The organism is Streptomyces cahuitamycinicus (assembly GCF_002891435.1).
GTDB classification, from domain to species: domain Bacteria; phylum Actinomycetota; class Actinomycetes; order Streptomycetales; family Streptomycetaceae; genus Streptomyces; species Streptomyces cahuitamycinicus.
Window position 1 is genome coordinate 1 of sequence record NZ_POUC01000007.1, and the last position, 20,768, is coordinate 20,768.

At 71.5% G+C, this 20,768-nt stretch carries 14 protein-coding genes and 1 pseudogene; 9 read left to right on the top strand and 6 right to left on the bottom strand.

Going from position 1 to position 20,768, the window contains the following annotated elements; translation table 11 throughout:
• The 3 genes and pseudogenes from C1J00_RS46290 to C1J00_RS01925 all read left to right on the top strand — a co-directional run.
• Positions 1-126 (top strand): annotated as a pseudogene (locus C1J00_RS46290) (CoA transferase); the annotation flags it as partial.
• Between the two features lie 11 nt (positions 127-137).
• Positions 138-1,352 carry an acetyl-CoA C-acetyltransferase gene (locus tag C1J00_RS01920; RefSeq protein ID WP_102907274.1) on the top strand — a complete coding sequence of 405 codons (1,215 nt, stop codon included), beginning with the start codon at positions 138-140 and terminating at the stop codon, positions 1,350-1,352.
• Positions 1,353-1,386: 34 nt separating this feature from the next.
• Complete coding sequence (locus tag C1J00_RS01925; RefSeq protein ID WP_102907275.1) at positions 1,387-3,573, top strand: 3-hydroxyacyl-CoA dehydrogenase NAD-binding domain-containing protein; 2,187 nt, start codon at positions 1,387-1,389, stop codon at positions 3,571-3,573.
• On the opposite strand, the gene C1J00_RS01930 is transcribed toward C1J00_RS01925, so the two are convergent.
• Positions 3,559-4,284, bottom strand: a complete 726-nt coding sequence (locus tag C1J00_RS01930) for a MerR family transcriptional regulator (protein ID WP_102907276.1) — start codon at positions 4,282-4,284, stop codon at positions 3,559-3,561. The genes C1J00_RS01925 and C1J00_RS01930 overlap by 15 nt on opposite strands.
• Positions 4,285-4,502: 218 nt before the next feature.
• Here C1J00_RS01930 and C1J00_RS01935 point away from each other — a divergent pair, with 218 nt between their 5' ends.
• Positions 4,503-5,969, top strand: coding sequence for an amino acid permease (locus tag C1J00_RS01935; RefSeq protein WP_102907277.1), 1,467 nt, complete (start codon positions 4,503-4,505; stop codon positions 5,967-5,969).
• Positions 5,970-6,051: 82 nt separating this feature from the next.
• Here the strand turns inward: C1J00_RS01935 and C1J00_RS01940 are convergent, their stop codons facing one another.
• The gene (locus C1J00_RS01940; RefSeq protein WP_102907278.1) at positions 6,052-6,936 is read right to left on the bottom strand and encodes an arginase family protein; all 885 of its coding nucleotides are present in this window, start codon (positions 6,934-6,936) and stop codon (positions 6,052-6,054) included.
• A 150-nt stretch (positions 6,937-7,086) separates the two neighbouring features.
• Positions 7,087-8,580: a M1 family metallopeptidase gene (locus C1J00_RS01945; RefSeq protein ID WP_180989359.1), complete on the bottom strand. Its 1,494-nt coding sequence runs from the start codon at positions 8,578-8,580 to the stop codon at positions 7,087-7,089.
• Positions 8,581-8,848: 268 nt separating this feature from the next.
• On the opposite strand from C1J00_RS01945, the gene C1J00_RS01950 reads away from it, so the two are divergent.
• From C1J00_RS01950 to C1J00_RS01960, 3 genes are all read left to right on the top strand, one after another.
• Positions 8,849-10,813, top strand: a complete 1,965-nt coding sequence (locus tag C1J00_RS01950; protein ID WP_102907280.1) for a Xaa-Pro dipeptidyl-peptidase — start codon at positions 8,849-8,851, stop codon at positions 10,811-10,813.
• 17 nt (positions 10,814-10,830) lie between these two features.
• Positions 10,831-12,084: a M14 family metallopeptidase gene (locus C1J00_RS01955; protein ID WP_102907319.1), complete on the top strand. Its 1,254-nt coding sequence runs from the start codon at positions 10,831-10,833 to the stop codon at positions 12,082-12,084.
• A gap of 86 nt (positions 12,085-12,170) precedes the next feature.
• Entirely contained in the window at positions 12,171-13,895 is a 1,725-nt protein-coding gene (locus C1J00_RS01960) for a BCCT family transporter (protein ID WP_102907281.1), read from the top strand.
• A 72-nt stretch (positions 13,896-13,967) separates the two neighbouring features.
• On the opposite strand, the gene C1J00_RS01965 is transcribed toward C1J00_RS01960, so the two are convergent.
• Entirely contained in the window at positions 13,968-14,918 is a 951-nt protein-coding gene (locus C1J00_RS01965) for an NAD(P)/FAD-dependent oxidoreductase (RefSeq protein WP_102907282.1), read from the bottom strand.
• A gap of 66 nt (positions 14,919-14,984) precedes the next feature.
• Between C1J00_RS01965 and C1J00_RS01970 the strand changes: the two genes are divergently transcribed.
• Positions 14,985-16,007, top strand: a complete 1,023-nt coding sequence (locus C1J00_RS01970; RefSeq protein ID WP_102907283.1) for an oxidoreductase — start codon at positions 14,985-14,987, stop codon at positions 16,005-16,007.
• A 29-nt stretch (positions 16,008-16,036) separates the two neighbouring features.
• A complete protein-coding gene (locus C1J00_RS01975; protein ID WP_102907284.1) occupies positions 16,037-17,677 on the top strand; it encodes an ABC-F family ATP-binding cassette domain-containing protein in 1,641 nt (546 codons plus the stop codon).
• Here the strand turns inward: C1J00_RS01975 and C1J00_RS01980 are convergent.
• Together C1J00_RS01980 and C1J00_RS01985 are read right to left on the bottom strand one after the other, a co-directional pair.
• The gene (locus C1J00_RS01980; RefSeq protein WP_102907285.1) at positions 17,674-18,222 is read right to left on the bottom strand and encodes a putative glycolipid-binding domain-containing protein; all 549 of its coding nucleotides are present in this window, start codon (positions 18,220-18,222) and stop codon (positions 17,674-17,676) included. The two genes, C1J00_RS01975 and C1J00_RS01980, sit on opposite strands and share 4 nt — an antisense overlap.
• Positions 18,223-18,335: 113 nt before the next feature.
• The gene (locus C1J00_RS01985) at positions 18,336-20,735 is read right to left on the bottom strand and encodes a Tex family protein (protein WP_102907286.1); all 2,400 of its coding nucleotides are present in this window, start codon (positions 20,733-20,735) and stop codon (positions 18,336-18,338) included.
• Positions 20,736-20,768: the final 33 nt, after the last annotated feature.

Consider the following 20,768-nt stretch of genomic DNA (forward strand, 5'->3'; position numbering starts at 1 on the left):
CCCCGCTTCTCCGCGACCCCGACCTCCGTCCGCACCGGCCCGGCCCGGCCGGGCGCCGACACGGCGGACGTCGCCCGGGACTGGGACGTCCCCGGGCTGCTCCCGTCGCCCCGCACCCCTCAGTGAAAGGCCTCCTCGTGAGCACCGAAGCGTATGTGTACGACGCGATCCGCACCCCGCGCGGCCGCGGCAAGGCGAACGGCGCCCTGCACGGCACCAAGCCCATCGACCTGGTCGTCGGACTCATCCACGAGATCCGCGCCCGGTTCCCGGACCTCGACCCGGCCGCCGTCGACGACATCGTCCTCGGCGTCGTCAGCCCCGTCGGCGACCAGGGCTCCGACATCGCCCGGACCGCCGCCATCGCCGCGGGCCTGCCCGACACCGTCGCGGGCGTGCAGGAGAACCGCTTCTGTGCCTCGGGCCTGGAGGCCGTCAACCTCGCCGCCGCGAAGGTGCGCTCCGGCTGGGAGGACCTCGTCCTCGCGGGCGGCGTGGAGTCCATGTCCCGGGTGCCGATGGCCTCCGACGGCGGCGCCTGGTTCAACGACCCGATGACCAACCTCCAGGTCAACTTCGTGCCGCAGGGCATCGGCGCCGACCTCATCGCCACCATCGAGGGCTTCTCCCGGCGCGACGTCGACGAGTACGCGGCGCTCTCCCAGGAGCGGGCCGCCACCGCGATGAAGGACGGCCGCTTCGAGAGGTCCGTCGTCCCGGTGAGGGACCGCAGTGGCCTCGTCGTCCTCGACCAGGACGAGTTCCCCCGCCCCGGCACCACCGCCGACTCCCTGGCCAAGCTGAAGCCGTCCTTCGCGGACATCGGCGAGCTCGGCGGCTTCGACGCGGTGGCCCTCCAGCAGTACCACTGGGTGGAGAAGATCGACCACGTCCACCACGCGGGCAACTCCTCCGGCATCGTCGACGGCGCCTCGCTCGTCGCGATCGGCTCCAAGGAGACCGGCGAGCGCTACGGCCTCACGCCCCGCGCCCGGATCGTCTCCGCCGCCGTCTCCGGCTCCGAGCCGACCATCATGCTCACCGGCCCCGCCCCGGCGACCCGCAAGGCCCTCGCCAAGGCCGGACTGACCATCGACGACATCGACCTCGTCGAGATCAACGAGGCGTTCGCGGCGGTCGTGCTGCGCTTCGTGCGGGACATGGGCCTGTCCCTGGACAAGGTCAACGTCAACGGCGGCGCGATCGCCCTCGGCCACCCCCTCGGCGCCACCGGCGCGATGATCCTCGGCACCCTCGTCGACGAACTGGAGCGCCAGGACAAGCGCTACGGCCTCGCCACGCTGTGCGTCGGCGGCGGCATGGGCGTCGCCACGATCGTCGAGCGCATCTGACCCCCTCCCGACGGACCACACGGAGCACCTCCACATGAGCACTGAGTCCACCACCATCCGCTGGGAACAGGACCGCACCGGCCTCGTCACCCTCGTCATCGACGACCCGAACCAGTCCGCGAACACCATGAACCAGGCGTTCCGCGACTCCCTCGCCGCCGTCACCGACCGCCTGGAGGCCGAGAAGGACTCCGTCCGGGGCGTCATCATCACCTCCGCGAAGAAGACCTTCTTCGCCGGCGGCGACCTGCGCGACCTCATCCGCGTCACGCCCGAGACGGCCCAGCAGCTGTTCGACGGCGGCATGGCGATCAAGCGGAACCTGCGCCGCATCGAGACCCTCGGCAAGCCCGTCGTCGCCGCGCTCAACGGCGCGGCCCTCGGCGGCGGTTACGAGATCGCCCTGGCCTGCCACCACCGCGTCGCCCTCGACGCGCCCGGTTCCAAGATCGGCTGCCCCGAGGTCACCCTCGGCCTGCTGCCCGGCGGGGGCGGCGTCGTCCGCACCGTCCGCATGCTCGGCATCGCCGACGCCCTGCTGAAGGTCCTCCTCCAGGGCACCCAGTACAACCCCCGCCGCGCCCTGGAGAACGGCCTCGTCGACGAGGTGGCCGACAGCCCGGAGGACATGCTCGCCAAGGCCCGCGCCTTCATCGACGCCAACCCCGAGTCCCAGCAGCCCTGGGACAAGCCGGGCTACCGCATCCCGGGCGGCACACCGGCCAGCCCCAAGTTCGCCGCGAACCTGCCCGCCTTCCCGGCCAGCCTGCGCAAGCAGACCAACGGCGCCCCCTACCCGGCCCCGCGCAACATCCTCGCCGCCGCCGTCGAGGGCTCCCAGGTCGACTTCGAGACCGCGCAGGTCATCGAGGCCCGCTACTTCGTGGACCTGGCGGCCGGACAGACATCGAAGAACATGATCCAGGCGTTCTTCTTCGACCTCCAGGCGGTCAACTCCGGCGCCAACCGGCCGAAGGGCGTCGAACAGCGCCAGGTCCGCAAGGCCGCGGTCCTCGGCGCCGGAATGATGGGCGCGGGCATCGCCTACTCCTGCGCCCGCGCCGGCATCGACGTCGTCCTGAAGGACGTGTCCCTGGAGGCGGCCCTCAAGGGCAAGGGCTACTCCGAGAAGCTGTGCGCCAAGGCCGTCGCCAAGGGCCGTACGACCCAGGAGAAGGCCGACGCGTTGCTCGCCCGCATCACCCCCACCGCCGAGGTCCAGGACCTGGCCGGCTGCGACGCCGTAATCGAGGCCGTCTTCGAGGACACGTCCCTCAAGCACAAGGTGTTCCAGGAGATCCAGCACGTCGTGGAGCCCGACGCGCTGCTGTGTTCCAACACCTCCACGCTGCCCATCACCGCCCTCGCCGAAGGCGTGGAGCGCCAGAGGGACTTCATCGGCCTGCACTTCTTCTCGCCGGTCGACAAGATGCCGCTGGTCGAGATCATCAAGGGCGAGCGCACCGGCGAGGAGGCGCTGGCCCGCGCCTTCGACCTGGTGCGGCAGATCAACAAGACGCCGATCGTCGTCAACGACTCGCGAGGATTCTTCACCTCCCGTGTCATCGGCCACTTCATCAACGAGGGCGTCGCCATGGTCGGCGAGGGCATCGAGCCCGCCTCGGTCGAGCAGGCCGCCGCCCAGGCCGGCTACCCGGCCAAGGTGCTGTCCCTGATGGACGAACTGACCCTGACCCTGCCCCGCAAGATCCGGGCCGAGTCGAAGCGGGCGGTCGAGGAGGCGGGCGGCACCTGGACGGCCCACCCCGCCGAAGCCGTCGTCGACCGCATGGTCGACGAGTTCGGCCGCACCGGCCGCAGCGGCGGCGCCGGCTTCTACGACTACGGCGACGACGGCAAGCGCACCGGCCTGTGGCCCGGACTGCGCGAGCACTACACCAAGCCCGGCCACCGGATCCCGTTCCGGGACATGCAGGAGCGCATGCTGTTCTCCGAGGCGCTGGACACCGTCCGGCTGCTGGAGGAGGGCGTGCTGACCTCCGTCGCCGACGCCAACATCGGCTCCATCTTCGGCATCGGCTTCCCGGGCTGGACCGGCGGCGTGCTGCAGTACATCAACGGCTACGAGGGCGGCCTGCCCGGCTTCGTGGCACGCGCGCGGGAACTCGCCGAGCAGTACGGCGAGCGCTTCACCCCGCCCGCGCTGCTGGTGGAGAAGGCGGAGAAGGGGGAGCGGTTCAGCGACTCAGCGCGCGTCTGACCCGCCGGAGCCCGAAGGCCCGGTGAGCCACTCGCCCAGCTCTTCCTTCAGCGACCGCTGAAACGCGGTGAGGAGTGCCTGCACCACCAGCGGATGCATGTGCGCCGACAGGGACCGCACATCCCGCGCGTCACGCTCCGCCACCTCACCGCGGAAGAGCTGGGACAGCTCCCGGGCCGCAGCGCGCGCGTGCTCGACGAGCACCTTGCGCGCCGCGAAGATCGCCTCCTGCGAGAGGGGCACGTCCAGCAGCCCGGTGCCCAGCCGCAGCAGCCCGAGGTCGGCCTCGTACCCGCCGTCCGCGGGCCGGACCACGCCCATGGCGACGAGCCGCTCGACGTCCTCGTCGCCCATCGGCCGTCCGGCCCGCCGCCCCAGCTCCGCCCGGGTGACCGTCTCGACGCTCTCCGGCGCCCAGGAGGCCACCACGGCCCGGTGGATGGCGAGGTCGTGCGCGCTCAGGTCCGGCGGCAACTGCCGCAGGTAGCGCTCGATGCCGGCCAGCGTCATGCCCTGCTGCTGCAACTCCTCGATCAGCGCCAGCCGGGCCAGGTGATCGCGCCCGTAGTGCCCGACGCGCCGCGGACCGAGCACCGGCGGCGGCAGCAGCCCCTTCGTGCCGTAGAAGCGGACCGTGCGCACCGTGACGCCGGCCCGGGCGGCCAGCTCGTCGATCGTGAGGGTCGGCTCCTCGGTGTCGGTCGTCGTCATGTGCAGCAGTATCGCTGTCCCACCAGTGCTGTGAAACCTCCGGCGACCCGGGCGACGGCCGTGTGAGCAGCAGCGCTGTGTGACGTATGCCACCGCGTGAGCCGCGCGGCGTGGGGGAAGGCGGCCCCTCGGTCTGTGCCTTTGCCGAGGGCGCAGGCCCTACGTACGTCCGCAAGCCGAGCGCTACCCGCTCGGGCGCACCAGAGAGTGGATCCACCGTGAGCAAGGACGCCGTGAACACGGCAGCAGCCGCATCCCCCCGTGACGCGGCGCAGGTGCCCGCGGACGCGGGTGACGCCGGCTACAGCAAGGACCTCAAGGCCCGCCACGTCAACATGATCGCCATCGGAGGCGCGATCGGCACCGGGCTCTTCCTGGGCGCGGGCGGCCGCCTCGCCAGCGCCGGCCCGGCGCTGGCGATCGCCTACCTGGTCTGCGGCGTCTTCGCCTTCTTCGTGGTCCGGGCCCTCGGTGAGCTCGTGCTCTACCGCCCGTCCTCGGGCTCCTTCGTGTCGTACGCGCGCGAGTTCCTCGGTGAGAAGGGCGCGTACGTCGCCGGCTGGATGTACTTCCTCAACTGGTCGACCACCGGTATCGCGGACATCACCGCGATCGCGCTCTACACGCACTACTGGAGCCTGTTCACCGACGTCCCGCAGTGGGTGCTCGCACTGGTCGCCCTCGCCGTGGTGCTGGCGGTGAACCTGATCTCGGTGAAGATCTTCGGCGAGATGGAGTTCTGGTTCTCGATCATCAAGGTCGCGACGCTGGTCGGATTCATGCTCATCGGCATCTTCCTGCTCGCCACGCAGCAGGAGGTGGGCGGCCAGACCCCCGGCCTGAGCGTCATCACCGACAACGGCGGCCTCTTCCCGCACGGCATGATGCCGGTCGTCCTGGTCATGCAGGGCGTGATCTTCGCGTACGCCGCGCTGGAGCTGGTCGGTGTCGCCGCGGGCGAGACCGCCGAGCCCGAGAAGGTCGTCCCGCGCGCCGTGAACTCGATCATGTGGCGCGTCGGCCTCTTCTACGTCGGCTCGGTCGTCCTGCTGGCCCTGCTCCTGCCCGGCTCGGTCTACTCGGCCGACCAGAGCCCCTTCGTCACGGTGCTGTCGAAGATCGGCGTCCCGGCCGCGGGCGACGTGATGAACCTGGTCGTCCTCACGGCCGCCATGTCCTCCCTCAACTCCGGCCTGTACTCCACGGGCCGCATCCTGCGCTCCATGGCGATGGCGGGCTCCGCCCCGAAGTTCACCGCCCGCATGAACCGCAGCCAGGTCCCCTACGGGGGCATCCTGCTGACCTGCGCGGTGTGCGTGCTCGGCGTCGGCCTGAACTTCCTCGTGCCGGCCCAGGCCTTCGAGATCGTGCTGAACGTCGCCTCCCTCGGCATCATCAGCACCTGGGTGATCATCATGGTCTGTCACCTGGTCTTCGTCCGCCGCGCCAAGGCCGGCCAGGTCACCCGCCCCTCCTTCCGCCTCCCCGCCAGCCCGGCCACGGAGATCACCACGATCGCCTTCCTGCTGGCCTGCCTCGGCATGATGTGGAACGACCCCGAGGTCGGCCGCAAGACCCTCCTGCTCGTCCCGCTGATCGCGGCCATGCTGGTCGCGGGCTGGTTCGCCGTCCGCCGCCGGGTGTCCCGGACGGCGGACCAGGAACTGTCGCAGCTGACGAAGTAGCGGACCGGGGCCCTCCTGTTCAGCTGGACAAGGGCGTCCCGCCCCCGCACGGCGCTTCAGATTCCGGCGAGGGCCGGCCGGCTCAGCCCTGGCTGTCGAAGGCCCGCACCAGGCAGTCGGCGAGGCGCTGCGCGATGGTGCCGTCCGGGTCCAGGCGGGGGTTGAAGATCGCGACGGTGAGGCCCACCGCCCCGCCGCCGGACAGGGCCGTGCGCAGGACGGTCTCCAGCTCCTGCCAGGTCAGACCGTCAGGCTGCCGGTAGTCGACGGCGGGCATGACCGCGTCGTCCAGCACGTCGGCGTCCAGATGGATCCAGTACCCGGCCTCCGCGCCGCCGGTCAGCAGCCCGACCGCGCGCCGGGCCGCCTCGGCCGCCCCCAGTGCGCGCACGGTGTCCAGTTCCATCGCGTGCAGCGCCGTCGGCAGCTGCTGCATCCCGTACGACGCGGATTCCTCCGCGTCCCGGAAACCCAGGGCGACGACGTCCTCGTCCCGCACGAGCGGGCCCCGGCCCTCCAGATCGGCCAGCACGCGCGGGCCGCGCCCGGTGGCCAGGGCGAGTTCCATGGACGCGACCTCGCCGGCCGGCTCCGCGGACGGCTGATAGAAGTCGCTGTGTCCGTCCAGGAAGAGCAGGCCGTGCCGGTCACGGCGGCGCAGCGCGAGCAGGGCGCCGAGCAGCACGCTGCAGTCACCGCCGAGCACGACGGGGAACCGGCCCCGGTCGAGGACGCCGCCCATCGCGTCGGCCAGCGCGCCGGAGTACGCGGCGATGCCGCCCGGGTTCAGGAGCCCCGTTTCCGGGTCCCGCTCCGGCTCGTACGGCGGAGGGTCCACCCGGCCCGCGCGCACCGCCCCGAGCCCCTGGGCCAACCCGGCCCCCAGGAGTGCCGCCGCCAACTCCTCGACACCGGTGGGGCGCAGCCCGAGCACGGACGGTGCCTCGACGATCGCCGTGTTCCGCACGCCTGCTCCTCGTTCAGCAGCCCTGCCCGGCCGCCGGGCCCGTACGACCGGCGCCTACGAGCCCACCGTAGAGCGAAAGCCGAGGCCGGTCGCGCCGGGCGGCGCCCGGACGCCCTGGTCGGCTCCGAGCCCGTTGTCAGCGCCCGTGCGTCAGTGCCCGTGCACCCCGTTCGTCGAAGCGATCCGCTTCCACGACCTGGGCTGGGGAGCCCCCTTCCCTGCCTTCGCCACCTTCGCGGCCCGGGCTGCCGGCGCCCCCGGCTTCGACGGCTGGAACAGCCACGTGTCGAACAGCGCGGCCAGCGGCTCGCCCGACACCTCCTCCGCGTACCGCCGGAAGTCCGCCACCGACGCGTTGCCGTGGGCGTACTTCGCCGGCCAGCCCTTGAGGATGGTGAAGAACGCCTTGTCGCCGATCCTGTTGCGCAGCGCCTGGACGGCCAGCGCGCCGCGGTCGTAGACCGCGATGTCGAACTGGTTCTCAGGGCCGGGATCCCCGGGCTTCACCGTCCAGAACGGGTCGTCGGCCGGATGGGAGGCGTACACGTGGTCGGCGAGTTCCTGCGCCGTGCCCTCGCCCTCGTGTTCGGACCACAGCCACTGCGCGTACCGGGCGAACCCCTCGTTGATCCAGATGTCCTGCCAGCGCTTGAGCGACACCTCGTCGCCGTACCACTGGTGGGCCAGCTCATGGACGACGACGGACACGTTGGACCCGCCCGCGAACTGCCGCGGGCTGTAGAACGGCCGGGTCTGGGTCTCCAGGGCGTATCCGGTGCCCGTGTTCGGCACGTACCCGCCGAGCGCGTTGTACGGGTACGGGCCGAAGTACCCCGCGAGCCAGTCCGCGATCTCCCCGGTCCGTTCGATGCTCGCCCGCGCCGCCCCGGCATGGGCGCCGAGATCCTTGCTGTAGGCGTTGAGAACCGGGATGCCGCCCTCGGTCGTGCCCGTCGTGATGTCGAACTTCCCGACCGCGAGCGTGGCGAGGTACGTGGCCTGCGGCTTGTCGGACCGCCAGTTCCAGCGGGTCCAGCCGAGCCGCGAACTCGTCGACTGCAGCCTGCCGTTGGAGATGGCCTGGGTGCCGTTCGGGACCAGCACGGAGACGTCGTACGTCGCCTTGTCGAGCGGATGGTCGTTGCTCGGGAACCACCACGCCGCCGCCTCGGGCTCGTTTGCCGCGACACCCCCGTCAGGGGTGCGGTGCCAGCTGGTGAAGCCGTGGGCCTGCTCCGACGACGGCACCCCGCGGTAGCGCACGACGACCGTGACGGGCGAACCCCGGTCCAGCGGGGTCTTGGGGGTGATCTCCAGCTCCTGCTCGCCCGAGGTCCGGAACGAGGCCTTCGCTCCGTTGACGCGCACCTCGCCGACGTCCAGCAGGAAGTCCAGGTTGAAGCTCGACAGATCCTGCGTGGCGCGGGCCACGAGGGTCGCCGTGCCCTCCAGTTCGTCCGTGGCCGGCTGGTACTTCAGCCGGAGGTCGTAGTGGGAGACGTCGTAGCCGCCGTTGCCGTAGGCCGGGTAGTAGGGGTCGCCGATGCCCGGCGCGCCGGGGGAGTGGGGCGCGGCCGATGCCGGGATCGCCAGCAGGAGAACGGACGCGGCCAGGGCTCCCGGCGCGATGATTCCGCGGTGCACGCAAGGCTCCAAGTCGTAGGGTCCCGAGGTCGGTCAGGGGTCTGTCGGGAATCTGTCCGGGGTTGGGTCTTGCCCGGGGTCTGTCCGGGGTCTTCCGGTCTGTCCGGAGCCTATTGACTCCCTGTCCCTGATCATGTCCATGGCCCCTGCTGTCACACGATCGCCATTCGGCCGACATGGAACACCCGCGTCGAGGGTCCGTCCCGGACATGCCGGACCGTCAGCTGCCCTCTTCTGCACAGCAGTTCACCGATGTACCGTCCGGCCCATGCCGAAACGCACGCGCTTCACGACCTGGAGACCGCTCGCGACGGCGGCCACGGCCGCCCTCTTGGCCACCCTGATCACCCCGGTGGCCGTACAGGCCGCACCGGCCACCCCGCGCGGGAGCGAACCCGTCTACTCCTACGAAGACGCCGTCCGCGAGGCCGTCTGGGTGGACACCGGGCTCGACGCAGACCGTGACGGGAAGACCGACCGGGTCGCCGTCGACATCGTCCGCCCCCGCGAAACCGCCCGGCAGGGCCGCAAGGTCCCCGTCATCATGGACGCCAGCCCGTACTACTCCTGCTGCGGGCGCGGCAACGAGAGCCAGAAGAAGACCTACGACGCGAACGGCGACATCGACCAGATGCCGCTGTACTACGACAACTACTTCGTGCCCCGCGGCTACGCCTTCGTCGGTGTCGACCTGGCCGGAACCAATCGCTCCGACGGCTGCGTCGACGTCGGGGGCCGCTCCGACGTCCAGTCCGCCAAGGCCGTCGTCGACTGGCTGAACGGCCGGGCCAAGGCGTACACGAGCCGCACCGGCACCACCCGCGCCAAGGCCGGCTGGACCAACGGCCGCACCGGCATGATCGGCAAGAGCTGGGACGGCACCATCGCCAACGGCGTCGCCGCGACCGGCGTCGAGGGCCTGAAGACCATCGTCCCGATCAGCGCCATCTCCTCCTGGTACGACTACTACTTCCAGCAGGGCGCTCCCCTCTACGACTCCGGCCCTCAGTGGCTGTCGGAGTACGTCAACAGCCCCGACGCACGCGCCAAGTGCGGAGCCGTCCAGCAGAAGCTCACCGACGGTGCCCCGCGCACCGGCGACCGGACCCCGCTGTGGACCGAGCGCGACTACGTGAAGGCCGCGCGCAAGGTCAGGGCCAGCGTCTTCCTCGTCCACGGCATGCAGGACCTCAACGTCCGCATGAAGCACGTCGGCCCGTGGTGGGACGCCCTCGCGAAGAACGGCGTCGAGCGCAAGATCTGGCTGTCGCAGACCGGGCACGTCGACCCCTTCGACTTCCGGCGCGGCGCCTGGGTCAAGACGCTGCACCGCTGGTTCGACCACGAACTCATGGGCATCGACAACGGCATCGACCGTGAACCCATGGCCGACATCGAACGCGCGCCCGACCGGTGGGACACCTCCCGGGTCTGGCCGCCGAGCGGCACCCGGGCCGCCACCCTGCGCCCCGACCGGGGCCCACAGGGCGGCGTCGGCACCCTCGGCCTGCACCGCGGTCACGGCACCGAGAGCTTCACCGACGACCCGGAACTGAGCGAGACCGACTGGGCCGCGCACATCGACAAGCCGACACCGGAGAAGGCCGGTTTCGCGACCGGGCCGCTCACCCGTGACCTGCGCCTGTCCGGCTCCTCCGAGGTCACCGTCACCGCGACGCCCTCCACCCCGACGGCCCATCTCTCCGCCGTCCTCGTGGACATCGGCCCCGCCACCATCCGCGACTACGCGGACGCCGGTGAAGGCGTCACCACCCTCACCGACCGCACCTGCTGGGGCGCGAGCACCACCGGCGACAGCTCCTGCTTCAAGGAGACGAAGGCGAAGACCGCCGACGTCGACTACACGGTCGTCAGCCGGGGCTGGGCCGACCTCGGCAACCACGCCTCCGACCACAAGGGCTCCCCGCTCACCCCGGGCAAGAGGTACACGATCACGCTCGACCTGGCGGCGACCGACCACGTCGTGCCGAAGGGCCATCGCCTGGCGCTGATCGTCGCGGGCACCGACCAGGGCCTCATCGACCCTCCCTCCGACAGGCCGGCACTCACGCTCGACCTTGCGCGCACCTCTGCGCGCGTCCCCTTCGTCGGCGGAGCCACCGCCTTCGCCCGCGCCACCACCGATGCCGCGCCCGCCGCCCGCGACGCCACGGTCCTGGACGGCGTACGGGAGCCGCGCACCACGCACCGCGTCCCGGAGGGAAACCGGTGACCCGCGCCGGCGCCCTCATGCTGACCATCACGGCCCTCACGGCCTCCCTGGTCGCCGCACCGGCTCAGGCGGCCACCGGCTCCCCGCCGCGCACCGGCTTCGAACAGTCGAACGGCGCCCGCTGGACCACCCAGCCCGAGGAGCAGGACTTCCTCAAGGCGGTCGACCGCTCCAGTGGCCGCGTCTCCATGACCCGCTTCGGCACGACGAAGCAGGACCGCCCGCTCCGGCTGGTGCGCATCGGCACCCGCCCGAGCCCCAGCAAGGTGCTGCTCGTCTGCAGCCAGCACGGCGACGAGCCCTCCGGCCGCGAGGCCTGCCTGTCCACCGTCCGCGACCTCGCGTACGCCCGGGACAGCCGCACCCGGCGCTTCCTGGACCGCACCACGGTCCTGGTCGTGCCCACCGCCAACCCGGACGGCCGGGCCGCGAACACCCGGGGCAACGGCGACGGCGTCGACGTCAACCGCGACCATCTCGCCCTGAAGACCGCCGAGGGCCGCGCCCTGGCCGCCCTCATCCGCGACCAGCGCCCCGACGTCGTCTACGACCTGCACGAGTACGGCGCCACCCCGCCGTACTACGACAAGGACCTCTTCGACCTGTGGCCGCGCAACCTCAACACCCACGAGGCGGTCCACGACGAGGCCACGGCCCTGTCCGAGTCGTACGTCCGGCCCGTCGCCCGGCGGGCCGGCCACTCGACCGGCACCTACGGCATCTGGACCGACCCGCGGACCGGTGAGCCGGTCAGACAGGTCGCCGGCGACGGACAGGAGCGCATTCTGCGCAACATGTCCGGTGTGAAGCACTCCGTCGGGCTGCTCATCGAGAGCCGTGTCGACCCGCTCACCGAGGCGGAGAAGGCGGACGAGGCCCTGAACAACCGCCGCAGGGTCACCTCCCAGCTCGACGCTCTCAAAGGCCTGTACGAATACACCGACCAGCGCCGCGGCAGGATCGAGACGGCGACGGCCGGGGCCCGGCTCGCGGGCTACACCACCACCGGCCCCGTCTACGTCGGCGGCGCCGACAACGACCCGCCCGAACCGGCCGAAATCATCCAGAATCCACCCTGTGGCTACCGGCTCACCGCCGCCCAGTACGCCGAGGTCGGCGACGAACTCGCCCTGCACGGCGTGCGCGTGCGCAAGGACCGCGCAGGCGTGCTCGTCCCCCTGAGCCAGCCCCTGCGAGCGCTCGTGCCGCTGCTGCTCGACGACCGGGCCGAGTACCACCTGACCGGAGGTTCATCCGAAACCGCATGTTGAGAGGGGTGAAATTACGCCACACGTGGTAGCAGCGTTACGGAGGACCTACGGTTCTACCCTGCTTTCCCAGATGAAAGGTGCCGCCAGTGACGCAAGAACGACCAAGCGACAAGGACTCCCCCGAGGGACCCGCGCTGCCGGGGTCGGAAGCGGGCCTGCCCGGTCAGGACCGGCCGCAGACCGACCGCATCGTCTTCGGCGTCACGGCGGTGCTCACCCTCGCCTTCGTGGTCTGGGGCGCGGCGGCGACCGACTCGCTCACAGATGTCTCCACCACCATGCTCGGCGGGCTGATGCACAACGGTGGCTGGGCGTTCATGCTCGCCGCCTCCGGCTTCGTCGTCTTCGCCCTCTGGCTCGCGATCAGCCGCTACGGCCGGATCCACCTCGGTACGGAGGGCGAGGAACCCGAGTTCCGCACGGTGTCCTGGGTCGCGATGATGTTCAGCGCGGGCATGGGCATCGGCCTGATGTTCTACGGCGTGAGCGAGCCGCTGTCGCACTACGGCACGCCCCCGCCGGGCACGAACCCGGCCGACTCCGGCGACCGCATGGAGACGGCCATGGCCACCACCCTGTTCCACTGGACGCTCCACCCCTGGGCGATCTACGCGGTGGTCGGCCTCGCCATCGCCTACAGCACCTTCCGCAGGCGGCGCCGGCAGACCATCAGCGCCGTCTTCACCCCGCTGATCGGCAAGAAGAACGCCAACGGCGGCGTCGGCCGGGCCATCGACATCCTCGCGATCATCGCGACCGTCTTCGGCTCCGCCGCCTCCCTGGGGCTCGGCGCGCTCCAGATCGGCTCCGGTGTGCAGGAGCTGAAATGGATGGACAAGGTGAGCACCGGGCTGCTCGTCACGATCATCGCGGTGCTGACCCTGGCCTTCGTCGCGTCCGCGATCTCCGGTGTGGAGAAGGGCATCCAGTGGCTGTCCAACACGAACATGGTGCTGGCGCTGGTGCTCGCCCTGTTCGTGTTCGTGGCGGGTCCGACCATCATCGTCCTCGACCTGCTGCCCACCTCCGTCTTCGCCTACCTCGGCGACCTGCCCCAGCTGGCCGGCCGCACCGAGGCGAGCGGCGGCGAGGGCGTCCCCGACTGGCTGAGCAGCTGGACGGTCTTCTACTGGGCGTGGTGGATCTCCTGGACGCCGTTCGTGGGCATGTTCATCGCCCGCATCAGCCGCGGCCGCACCATCCGCCAGTTCGTCGGCGGTGTCATCCTCGTGCCCAGCACGGTCAGCCTGGTCTGGTTCGCGATCTTCGGCGGCTCGGCCATGAAGATGCAGGAGGCGGGGCAGCTCAGCAAGGAGGCGACCCCGGAGGGCCAGCTCTTCGGCGTGCTCCAGCAGTTCCCCATCGCCACCGCCACGAGCCTGCTCGTGATGGTCCTCGTCGGCATCTTCTTCGTCTCGGGCGCCGACGCGGCCTCGATCGTCATGGGCACCCTGTCGCAGAAGGGCGCCCTCGAACCCGGCCGCTTCGTGGTGGTCTTCTGGGGCGTGGTCACCGGTGCGGTGGCCGCGATCATGCTGCTGGTCGGCAGCGGGCAGGGTGACGCGCTGACCGGGCTGCAGAACCTCACGATCCTCGCGGCGGCACCGTTCGTCGTCGTGATGATCTTCATGTGTATCGCCCTGATGCGCGACCTTCGCCGTGACCCGGTGATCGTGCGTGAGCAGATGGGCTCCGAAGCCGTCGAAATGGCCGTCATGGCAGGACACAAGAAGTACGACGGCGAGTTCGAGTTCCGCGTCGGCCCGGGCCGCGGCCCGGACGTGGAGGGTGACCCGATCGGCAAGCACTGATCCGCACGGCGAAGGGCGGCCCGGGTCCGGTGAACCCGGGCCGCCCTTCGCCCGGGACGGCGCCGCGCGCCCTCAGCCCGCGACCAGCCGCGCCGCTTCCTCCGCACATCCCCAGGCCACGGTGACGCCCGCGCCGCCGTGGCCGTAGTTGTGCACCAGGAGCCGCCCGTCCGGCAGGGCGTCACGCTCCAGCCGGACCGCCGGCCGGGTGGGCCGCAGACCGACCCGGTGCTCCAGCACGCGGGCCCCGGCGACCTGCGGCCTCAGCGCCGCACAGCGCCGGACGATCGCCTCGGCCGTCGCGGGGTCGGGCTCCAGCGACCAGACGTCCTCCTCGGACGTACCGCCGAGGACGAGCCCGCCCGGCTGCGGGAACAGGTACGCGTGCTCCCCGGCGGCGTCGGTGGTGACCAGCCAGGTGTCGATCCCGGGATTCTCCACGACGACCAGTTGCCCCCGCACGGGCCGCACGGACGGGTCCGGCACCAACTCCCGCGCGGCGAGCCCCGTGCAGTTGACCACGACCGGCGCGTCCACCTCCGCGAACCCGGACACCGCACGCGTCTCGATCACACCGCCTACCGCGATGAACCGCTCCCGAAGCCACCGCAGATGGGCCGGCATGTCGATGAGCGGCAGCCGTGCCCACAGGCCCGTGCCCGCGTGTTCGCCGGCCGTGGCCTCCCGCAGCCCCGGCACCCGGCCCGCCAGCCACGCGTCGGCCTCGTCGAGACGGGTCTCGCCCAGTACCCCTTCGACCATGCGTACACCGGCCGGTTCGTCCCGTGCGGCCAGCTCCTCGTACACCTCCAGCGACCGCAGCGCCCACATCCGCGCCGTCGCGACCGGTTCGATCCGGTACGGCCACCACAGCGCACCCGCAACGGCCGAGGTGGTCGCCCCGACGGCGTCCCGCGTCCACACCCGAACCCGCCGCCCGCGCTCCGCGAGAGCCAGGGCCGTCGTCAGCCCGACCACGCCGCCACCGACCACCACGATCTCGCCACTCGACTCACTCGCCATGCCCGGACCGTAGCGGAATGTGTCATGCCGTGCTCACATCACGCGCAGTGTGGGAATACTCACAGCATGTGTGCCGAGTACGCGACCTTCGGCCTGGCTCCCGCGATGCGGGCCGGGGGAGTCCTCAACGACGGCGGTTACCAGGTCCACCGGGATTTCGTGGACTTCATCGTCGACGGACGCCCGCTGCTGTTCCAGCTCTCCGACCTCGACGCGGTCTCCCCGCTCGCCTCCGACGTCCCTCCCGCGATCTTCACCGCGCAGGTCCGCAGCCTGCTCCTGGAGAGCGAGGCCCCACTGCCCGGCGGCCGTTACGTCGTCTACGGCTGTCCGGAGTGCGAGGACCTGGCCTGCGGAGCCGTCACCGCGGTCATCCGATGCGACGGTGAGGACTTCATCTGGCGGGACTTCGCCTGGCAGACCGAAGAACACGCGGATCTGGAGCTCAACGGCTACCACGGCATCGGCCCGTTCCGGTTCCGCGGCGCCGAGTACCGCACGGCTCTGGGCGCCCTGCTGAACGGCTCCGCGCCCGATCCCCGGCGCCGCGTGCTGCTGATCGGCTCCCGCGTCGCCGTCCTCGCCAAGCTCGCCGCGGCCTTACGCACCATCGGTGTCGGCGCCGACATCGCCCATGACACCGACGGCGTACCCCCGGACGAACTCCGCGGCTACGGCGCCGTCGCCTTCGGCCACGCCGCCGGCGAGCAGGAACGCGCCGCCGTCCGCCGCGCCTTCGAGCGCGCCGGGGTCCCGGTCGCCCACGTCGACGGCCTCGCCCCGATCGTCCCCCTCCTCGTCGCCCAGATCGAACACGCCCTGGACCGCGGCCCGGCCGACCGGCGCCGCCTCACCGGCCTCACCGCCACCGACGGCGGCGCGGACGTCGAGGTCACCTCCGCCTGCCGTGTCACCCTCACCGCCTACCGCCTCGACCGGCTCTCCCGCACCCACACCCACGAGATCTTCGACGGCGTCCTCGAAGCCGGCCGCCATCGCGTCACGCTCGACGCGAGGACGGTCCGGGGGCGGTCGTTCGTCGTGGCCCGCACCGCCGGAAGCGTCCTGGTGGCGGCCGTGAACCGCTGAGCGGCCCGGCCGTTAAAATCGGCGCTCTGATGACTGCCACCCTCGTCGCCAAGAACCTCGCCGCCGGCCACGGCGACCGCTCCCTGTTCGCCGGACTCGACCTCGTCGTCGCGCCCGGCGACGTGATCGGCCTGGTCGGAGCCAACGGCGCGGGCAAGTCCACCCTGCTCAGGATGCTCGCCGGACTCATCGCGCCCGAGCAGGGCGACCTGCGCCTGTCCCCGCCGGCCGCCACCGTCGGCCACCTCCCGCAGGAGCCGGACCGCCGGCCCGGCGAGACCGTACGGGCGTTCCTGGCCCGTCGCACCGGCGTCGCCGAGGCGCAGCGCACCATGGACGAGGCGACCCAGGCCCTGGTCGACGGGGCGCCCGGCGCCGACGACGCCTACGCCACCAGCCTGGAGCGCTGGCTCGGCCTCGGCGGCGCCGACCTCGACGAACGCGCCGAGGAGGTCGCCGACTCCCTCGGCCTCGCGGTCGACCTGGACCAGCCGATGACGTCCTTGTCCGGCGGCCAGGCGGCCCGTGCCGGCCTCGCCTCCCTGCTGCTGTCCCGCTACGACGTCTTCCTCCTCGACGAGCCGACCAACGACCTCGACCTGGACGGCCTGGAGCGCCTCGAACGCTTCGTGAGCGGCCTGCGCGCCGGCACGGTGGTCGTCAGCCACGACCGCGAGTTCCTCACCCGCACCGTCACCAAAGTCCTCGAACTCGACCTGGCCCAGCGGCAGATCAACCTGTTCGGGGGTGGCTACGAGGCCTACCTGGAGGAGCGGGAAGTCGCCCGTCGGCACGCCCGCGACGAGTTCGAGGAGTACGCCGACAAAAGGACCGCCCTCCAGGACCGCGCCCAGATGCAGCGCTCCTGGATGGACAAGGGTGTGAAGAACGCGCGCCGCAAGGCGGGCAACGACAACGACAAGATCGGCCGGAAGTTCCGCAGCGAGGCCAGCGAGAAGCAGGCCGCGAAGGCCCGCCAGACCCAGCGCATGATCGAGCGCCTGGACGTCGTCGAGGAGCCCCGCAAGGAGTGGGATCTGCGCATGGAGATCGCGTCGGCCCCGCGCTCGGGCGCCGTCGTCGCGACCCTGCGGGACGCCGAGGTGCGCCGCGGCGGCTTCGTCCTCGGCCCCGTCTCCCTGCAGATCGACTGGGCGGACCGGGTGGCGGTGACGGGCGCGAACGGCGCCGGCAAGTCCACGCTGCTCGGCGCCCTCCTCGGCCGTGTCCCGCTGGACGCCGGGCACGCCGCGCTCGGCTCGGGCGTCCTGCTCGGCGAGGTCGACCAGGCCCGCAAGCTGTTCCACGGCGAGGAGTCCCTGCTCGACGCCTTCCGCCCGGCCCTCCCGGACACCGAGCCGGCCGAGATCCGCACCCTGCTGGCCAAGTTCGGTCTCAAGTCGGACCACGTCCTGCGCCCCACCGCGAGCCTCTCCCCGGGTGAGCGCACCCGGGCCGCCCTGGCGCTGCTCCAAGGCCGGGGCGTCAACCTCCTGGTCCTCGACGAGCCGACCAACCACCTCGACCTGCCCGCCATCGAGCAGCTGGAGTCCGCCCTCGACGCCTATGAGGGCACGCTCCTGCTGGTCACCCATGACCGCCGCATGCTGGACGCCGTACACGTCACCCGCCGCCTGGAGGTGGCGGAAGGCAAGGTGACCGAGCGCTAACCGGCCGTCAGGCGAGTGGCCAGCCGCGGATAGTCGACGACGTATCCGTCCTCGTCGAACTCCAGGTCGCTGCGGAAGTCGCCGGAGGCGAACCGGACCCGCCCGGGGCCGAGATGCGTGTACGTCTGCCGCGACCCCCGCACCGCCAGGTCCGGCACCGACACCCAGGCCATCAGGAACTCCCGCTCGCCTGGCGCCTGATGGAGCCCGTGCCGCAGTACCGGCATGGTGTTGGTGAGCGGGCACAGGCCCAGGTCGCAGTCGAGGGCGCCGTCGACCTCGGGCAGCGGCTCATCGTTCGCGGTCCATCGGCCCTGACCGTCGTGGAGCAGAACGAGCTCCCGACTGCCGGCCTCCGCCTCCGCCGTGACAGTCAACCGCCTGGTCACGAACCCTTGTGCGGTCTGAAGCTCGTACGAGATCCAGTACGGTTCCGGAACGGTACCGACGGCCCGCCCGCGCGCCCGCAGCCGGCCGTCTCCGAGCTGGACCCAGGCGGTCTCGACCCCCTGGCTCCCGGACACTTCCCAGGTGATGGCACGCATGCGGCAACCCTAGAACGGAAAGGGCGCGAAGCGCCTCCTTCCCAGGGGCGTGGGGAACTGCGCGACCAGCCACAACGGGCCCGCAGCTCCCCACGGCCTTCCCGGCGGGGCAGTCAGCGCTTGCCGCCCTTGGGATCCGCCAGCCCCGCACGGCGCAGCGCGTCGGCCATCGCGCTGTTGGCAGGCGGCGGCGCCTGACGCGAACCGCCACCGCCCCCACGGCGCCCGGCGCCACCGCCCTGCCGCTGCTGCGGCGGACGCCCGCCGCGCTGCCGGCGTTCACCGGGACCGCCGCCCTGCTGCCCCTGCTGGGCCGCCTCGTCCTCCAGGCGCAACGTCAGCGAGATCCGCTTGCGGGGGATGTCGACGTCGAGCACCTTCACCTTGACGATGTCCCCGGGCTTCACCACGTCCCGCGGGTCCTTCACGAACGTCTTCGACATCGCGGAGACGTGCACCAGGCCGTCCTGGTGGACGCCGATGTCGACGAACGCCCCGAACGCTGCGACGTTCGTCACGACACCCTCCAGGATCATCCCGGACGACAGGTCGGAGATCTTCTCCACGCCCTCCTTGAAGGCGGCTGTCTTGAAGGCCGGGCGCGGGTCGCGGCCGGGCTTCTCCAGCTCCTTGAGGATGTCCGTGACCGTCGGCAGACCGAACGTCTCGTCCACGAAGTCCTGCGGCCTCAGCGAGCGCAGTACCCCGGTGTTGCCCACGAGCGAGGCGACCTCCTGCCCGGTGGTCTTCACCATGCGCCGGACCACCGGGTACGCCTCGGGGTGCACGCTCGACGCGTCCAGCGGGTCGTCACCGCCCCGGATACGCAGGAAGCCCGCGCACTGTTCGTACGCCTTCGGGCCGAGCCGCGTCACCTTCTTCAGCTCGCCGCGGGCCTTGAACGGCCCGTTCTGGTCGCGGTGCGCCACGATGTTCTCGGCGAGCCCGGAGGTGATGCCGGAGACCCGGGCGAGCAGCGGGGCCGACGCCGTGTTGACGTCCACGCCCACGCCGTTCACACAGTCCTCCACCACGGCGTCCAGCGAACGCGACAGCTTCATCTCGGACAGGTCGTGCTGGTACTGGCCGACGCCGATGGACTTCGGGTCGATCTTCACCAGCTCGGCCAGCGGGTCCTGGAGCCGACGGGCGATCGACACGGCGCCGCGCAGCGACACGTCCATGTCGGGCAGCTCCTGCGAGGCGAAGGCGGACGCCGAGTACACGGACGCGCCGGCCTCGGACACCATCACCTTCGTGAGCTTCAGCTCCGGGTGCTTGGTGATCAGCTCCCCGGCGAGCTTGTCGGTCTCGCGCGACGCCGTGCCGTTGCCGATGGCGACCAGCTCGACCGCGTGCTCCTTCGCGAGCCGGGCCAGCTTGGCGATGGCCTCGTCCCACCGGTTGGCCGGGACGTGCGGGTGGATGACGTCCGTGGCGACGACCTTGCCGGTCGCGTCGACCACGGCGACCTTCACACCCGTACGGAAACCGGGGTCCAGGCCGAGCGTCGCGCGCGTGCCCGCCGGGGCGGCGAGCAGCAGATCGCGCAGGTTGGCCGCGAAGACCCGCACCGCCTCGTCCTCGGCGGCCGTGCGCAGCCGCAGCCGCAGGTCGATGCCGAGGTGCACGAGGAGGCGGGTGCGCCACGCCCAGCGGACCGTGTCCTTCAGCCACTTGTCGCCGGGGCGCCCCCGGTCGGCGATTCCGAACTTGTGGGCGACGATCCCCTCGTACGAGGAGGGCCCGTCCGTCTGCTCCTCGGGCTCCAGGACGAGATCGAGGACCTCCTCCTTCTCGCCGCGCAGCATCGCGAGGATGCGGTGCGAGGGGAGCTCGGTGAAGGGCTCGGCGAAGTCGAAGTAGTCGGCGAACTTCGCGCCCGCCTCCTCCTTGCCGTCCCGCACCTTGGCGGCCAGCCGCCCGCGCACCCACATGCGCTCGCGCAGTTCACCGATCAGGTCGGCGTCCTCCGAGAACCGCTCGGTGAGGATCGCCCGGGCGCCGTCGAGGGCGGCCTGCGGATCGGCCACGCCCTTGTCCGCGTCGACGAATGCGGCGGCCGCGGCGAGGGGCTCGACGCCCGGGTCGGCGAGCAGACCCTCCGCCAGCGGTTCGAGACCGGCCTCGCGGGCGATCTGCGCCTTGGTGCGCCGCTTGGGCTTGTACGGCAGGTAGATGTCCTCCAGGCGTGCCTTCGTCTCGGCGCTCCGGATGCTCGCCTGAAGCTCCTCGGTGAGCTTGCCCTGCTCGCGCACCGACTCCAGGATGGCCGTCCGCCGCTCCTCCAGCTCCCGCAGGTAGCGCAACCGCTCCTCGAGGGTGCGCAGCTGCGCGTCGTCGAGCATCTCGGTCGCTTCCTTGCGGTAGCGGGCGATGAAGGGCACCGTGGAACCGCCGTCGAGCAGTTCCACGGCGGCCCTGACCTGCCGCTCCCGTACGCCGAGCTCCTCGGCGATCCTGCCTTCGATGGACACTGCGCTGATGGACCCGATGGACCCGGGTGTCGTCACGATCCCGTACCGCCTTCTCCGCTGAGGTTGCGC

Excerpts from the sequence above, each read along its gene's own strand:
- C1J00_RS01965 (WP_102907282.1), bottom strand. The coding sequence starts at position 14,918 with ATGGCGAGTGAGTCGAGTGGCGAGATCGTGGTGGTCGGTGGCGGCGTG.
- C1J00_RS01970 (WP_102907283.1), top strand. The coding sequence starts at position 14,985 with ATGTGTGCCGAGTACGCGACCTTCGGCCTGGCTCCCGCGATGCGGGCC.
- C1J00_RS01950 (WP_102907280.1), top strand. The coding sequence starts at position 8,849 with ATGCCGAAACGCACGCGCTTCACGACCTGGAGACCGCTCGCGACGGCG.
- C1J00_RS01955 (WP_102907319.1), top strand. The coding sequence starts at position 10,831 with ATGCTGACCATCACGGCCCTCACGGCCTCCCTGGTCGCCGCACCGGCT.
- C1J00_RS01930 (WP_102907276.1), bottom strand. The coding sequence starts at position 4,284 with ATGACGACGACCGACACCGAGGAGCCGACCCTCACGATCGACGAGCTG.
- C1J00_RS01980 (WP_102907285.1), bottom strand. The coding sequence starts at position 18,222 with ATGCGTGCCATCACCTGGGAAGTGTCCGGGAGCCAGGGGGTCGAGACC.
- C1J00_RS01925 (WP_102907275.1), top strand. The coding sequence starts at position 1,387 with ATGAGCACTGAGTCCACCACCATCCGCTGGGAACAGGACCGCACCGGC.
- C1J00_RS01975 (WP_102907284.1), top strand. The coding sequence starts at position 16,037 with ATGACTGCCACCCTCGTCGCCAAGAACCTCGCCGCCGGCCACGGCGAC.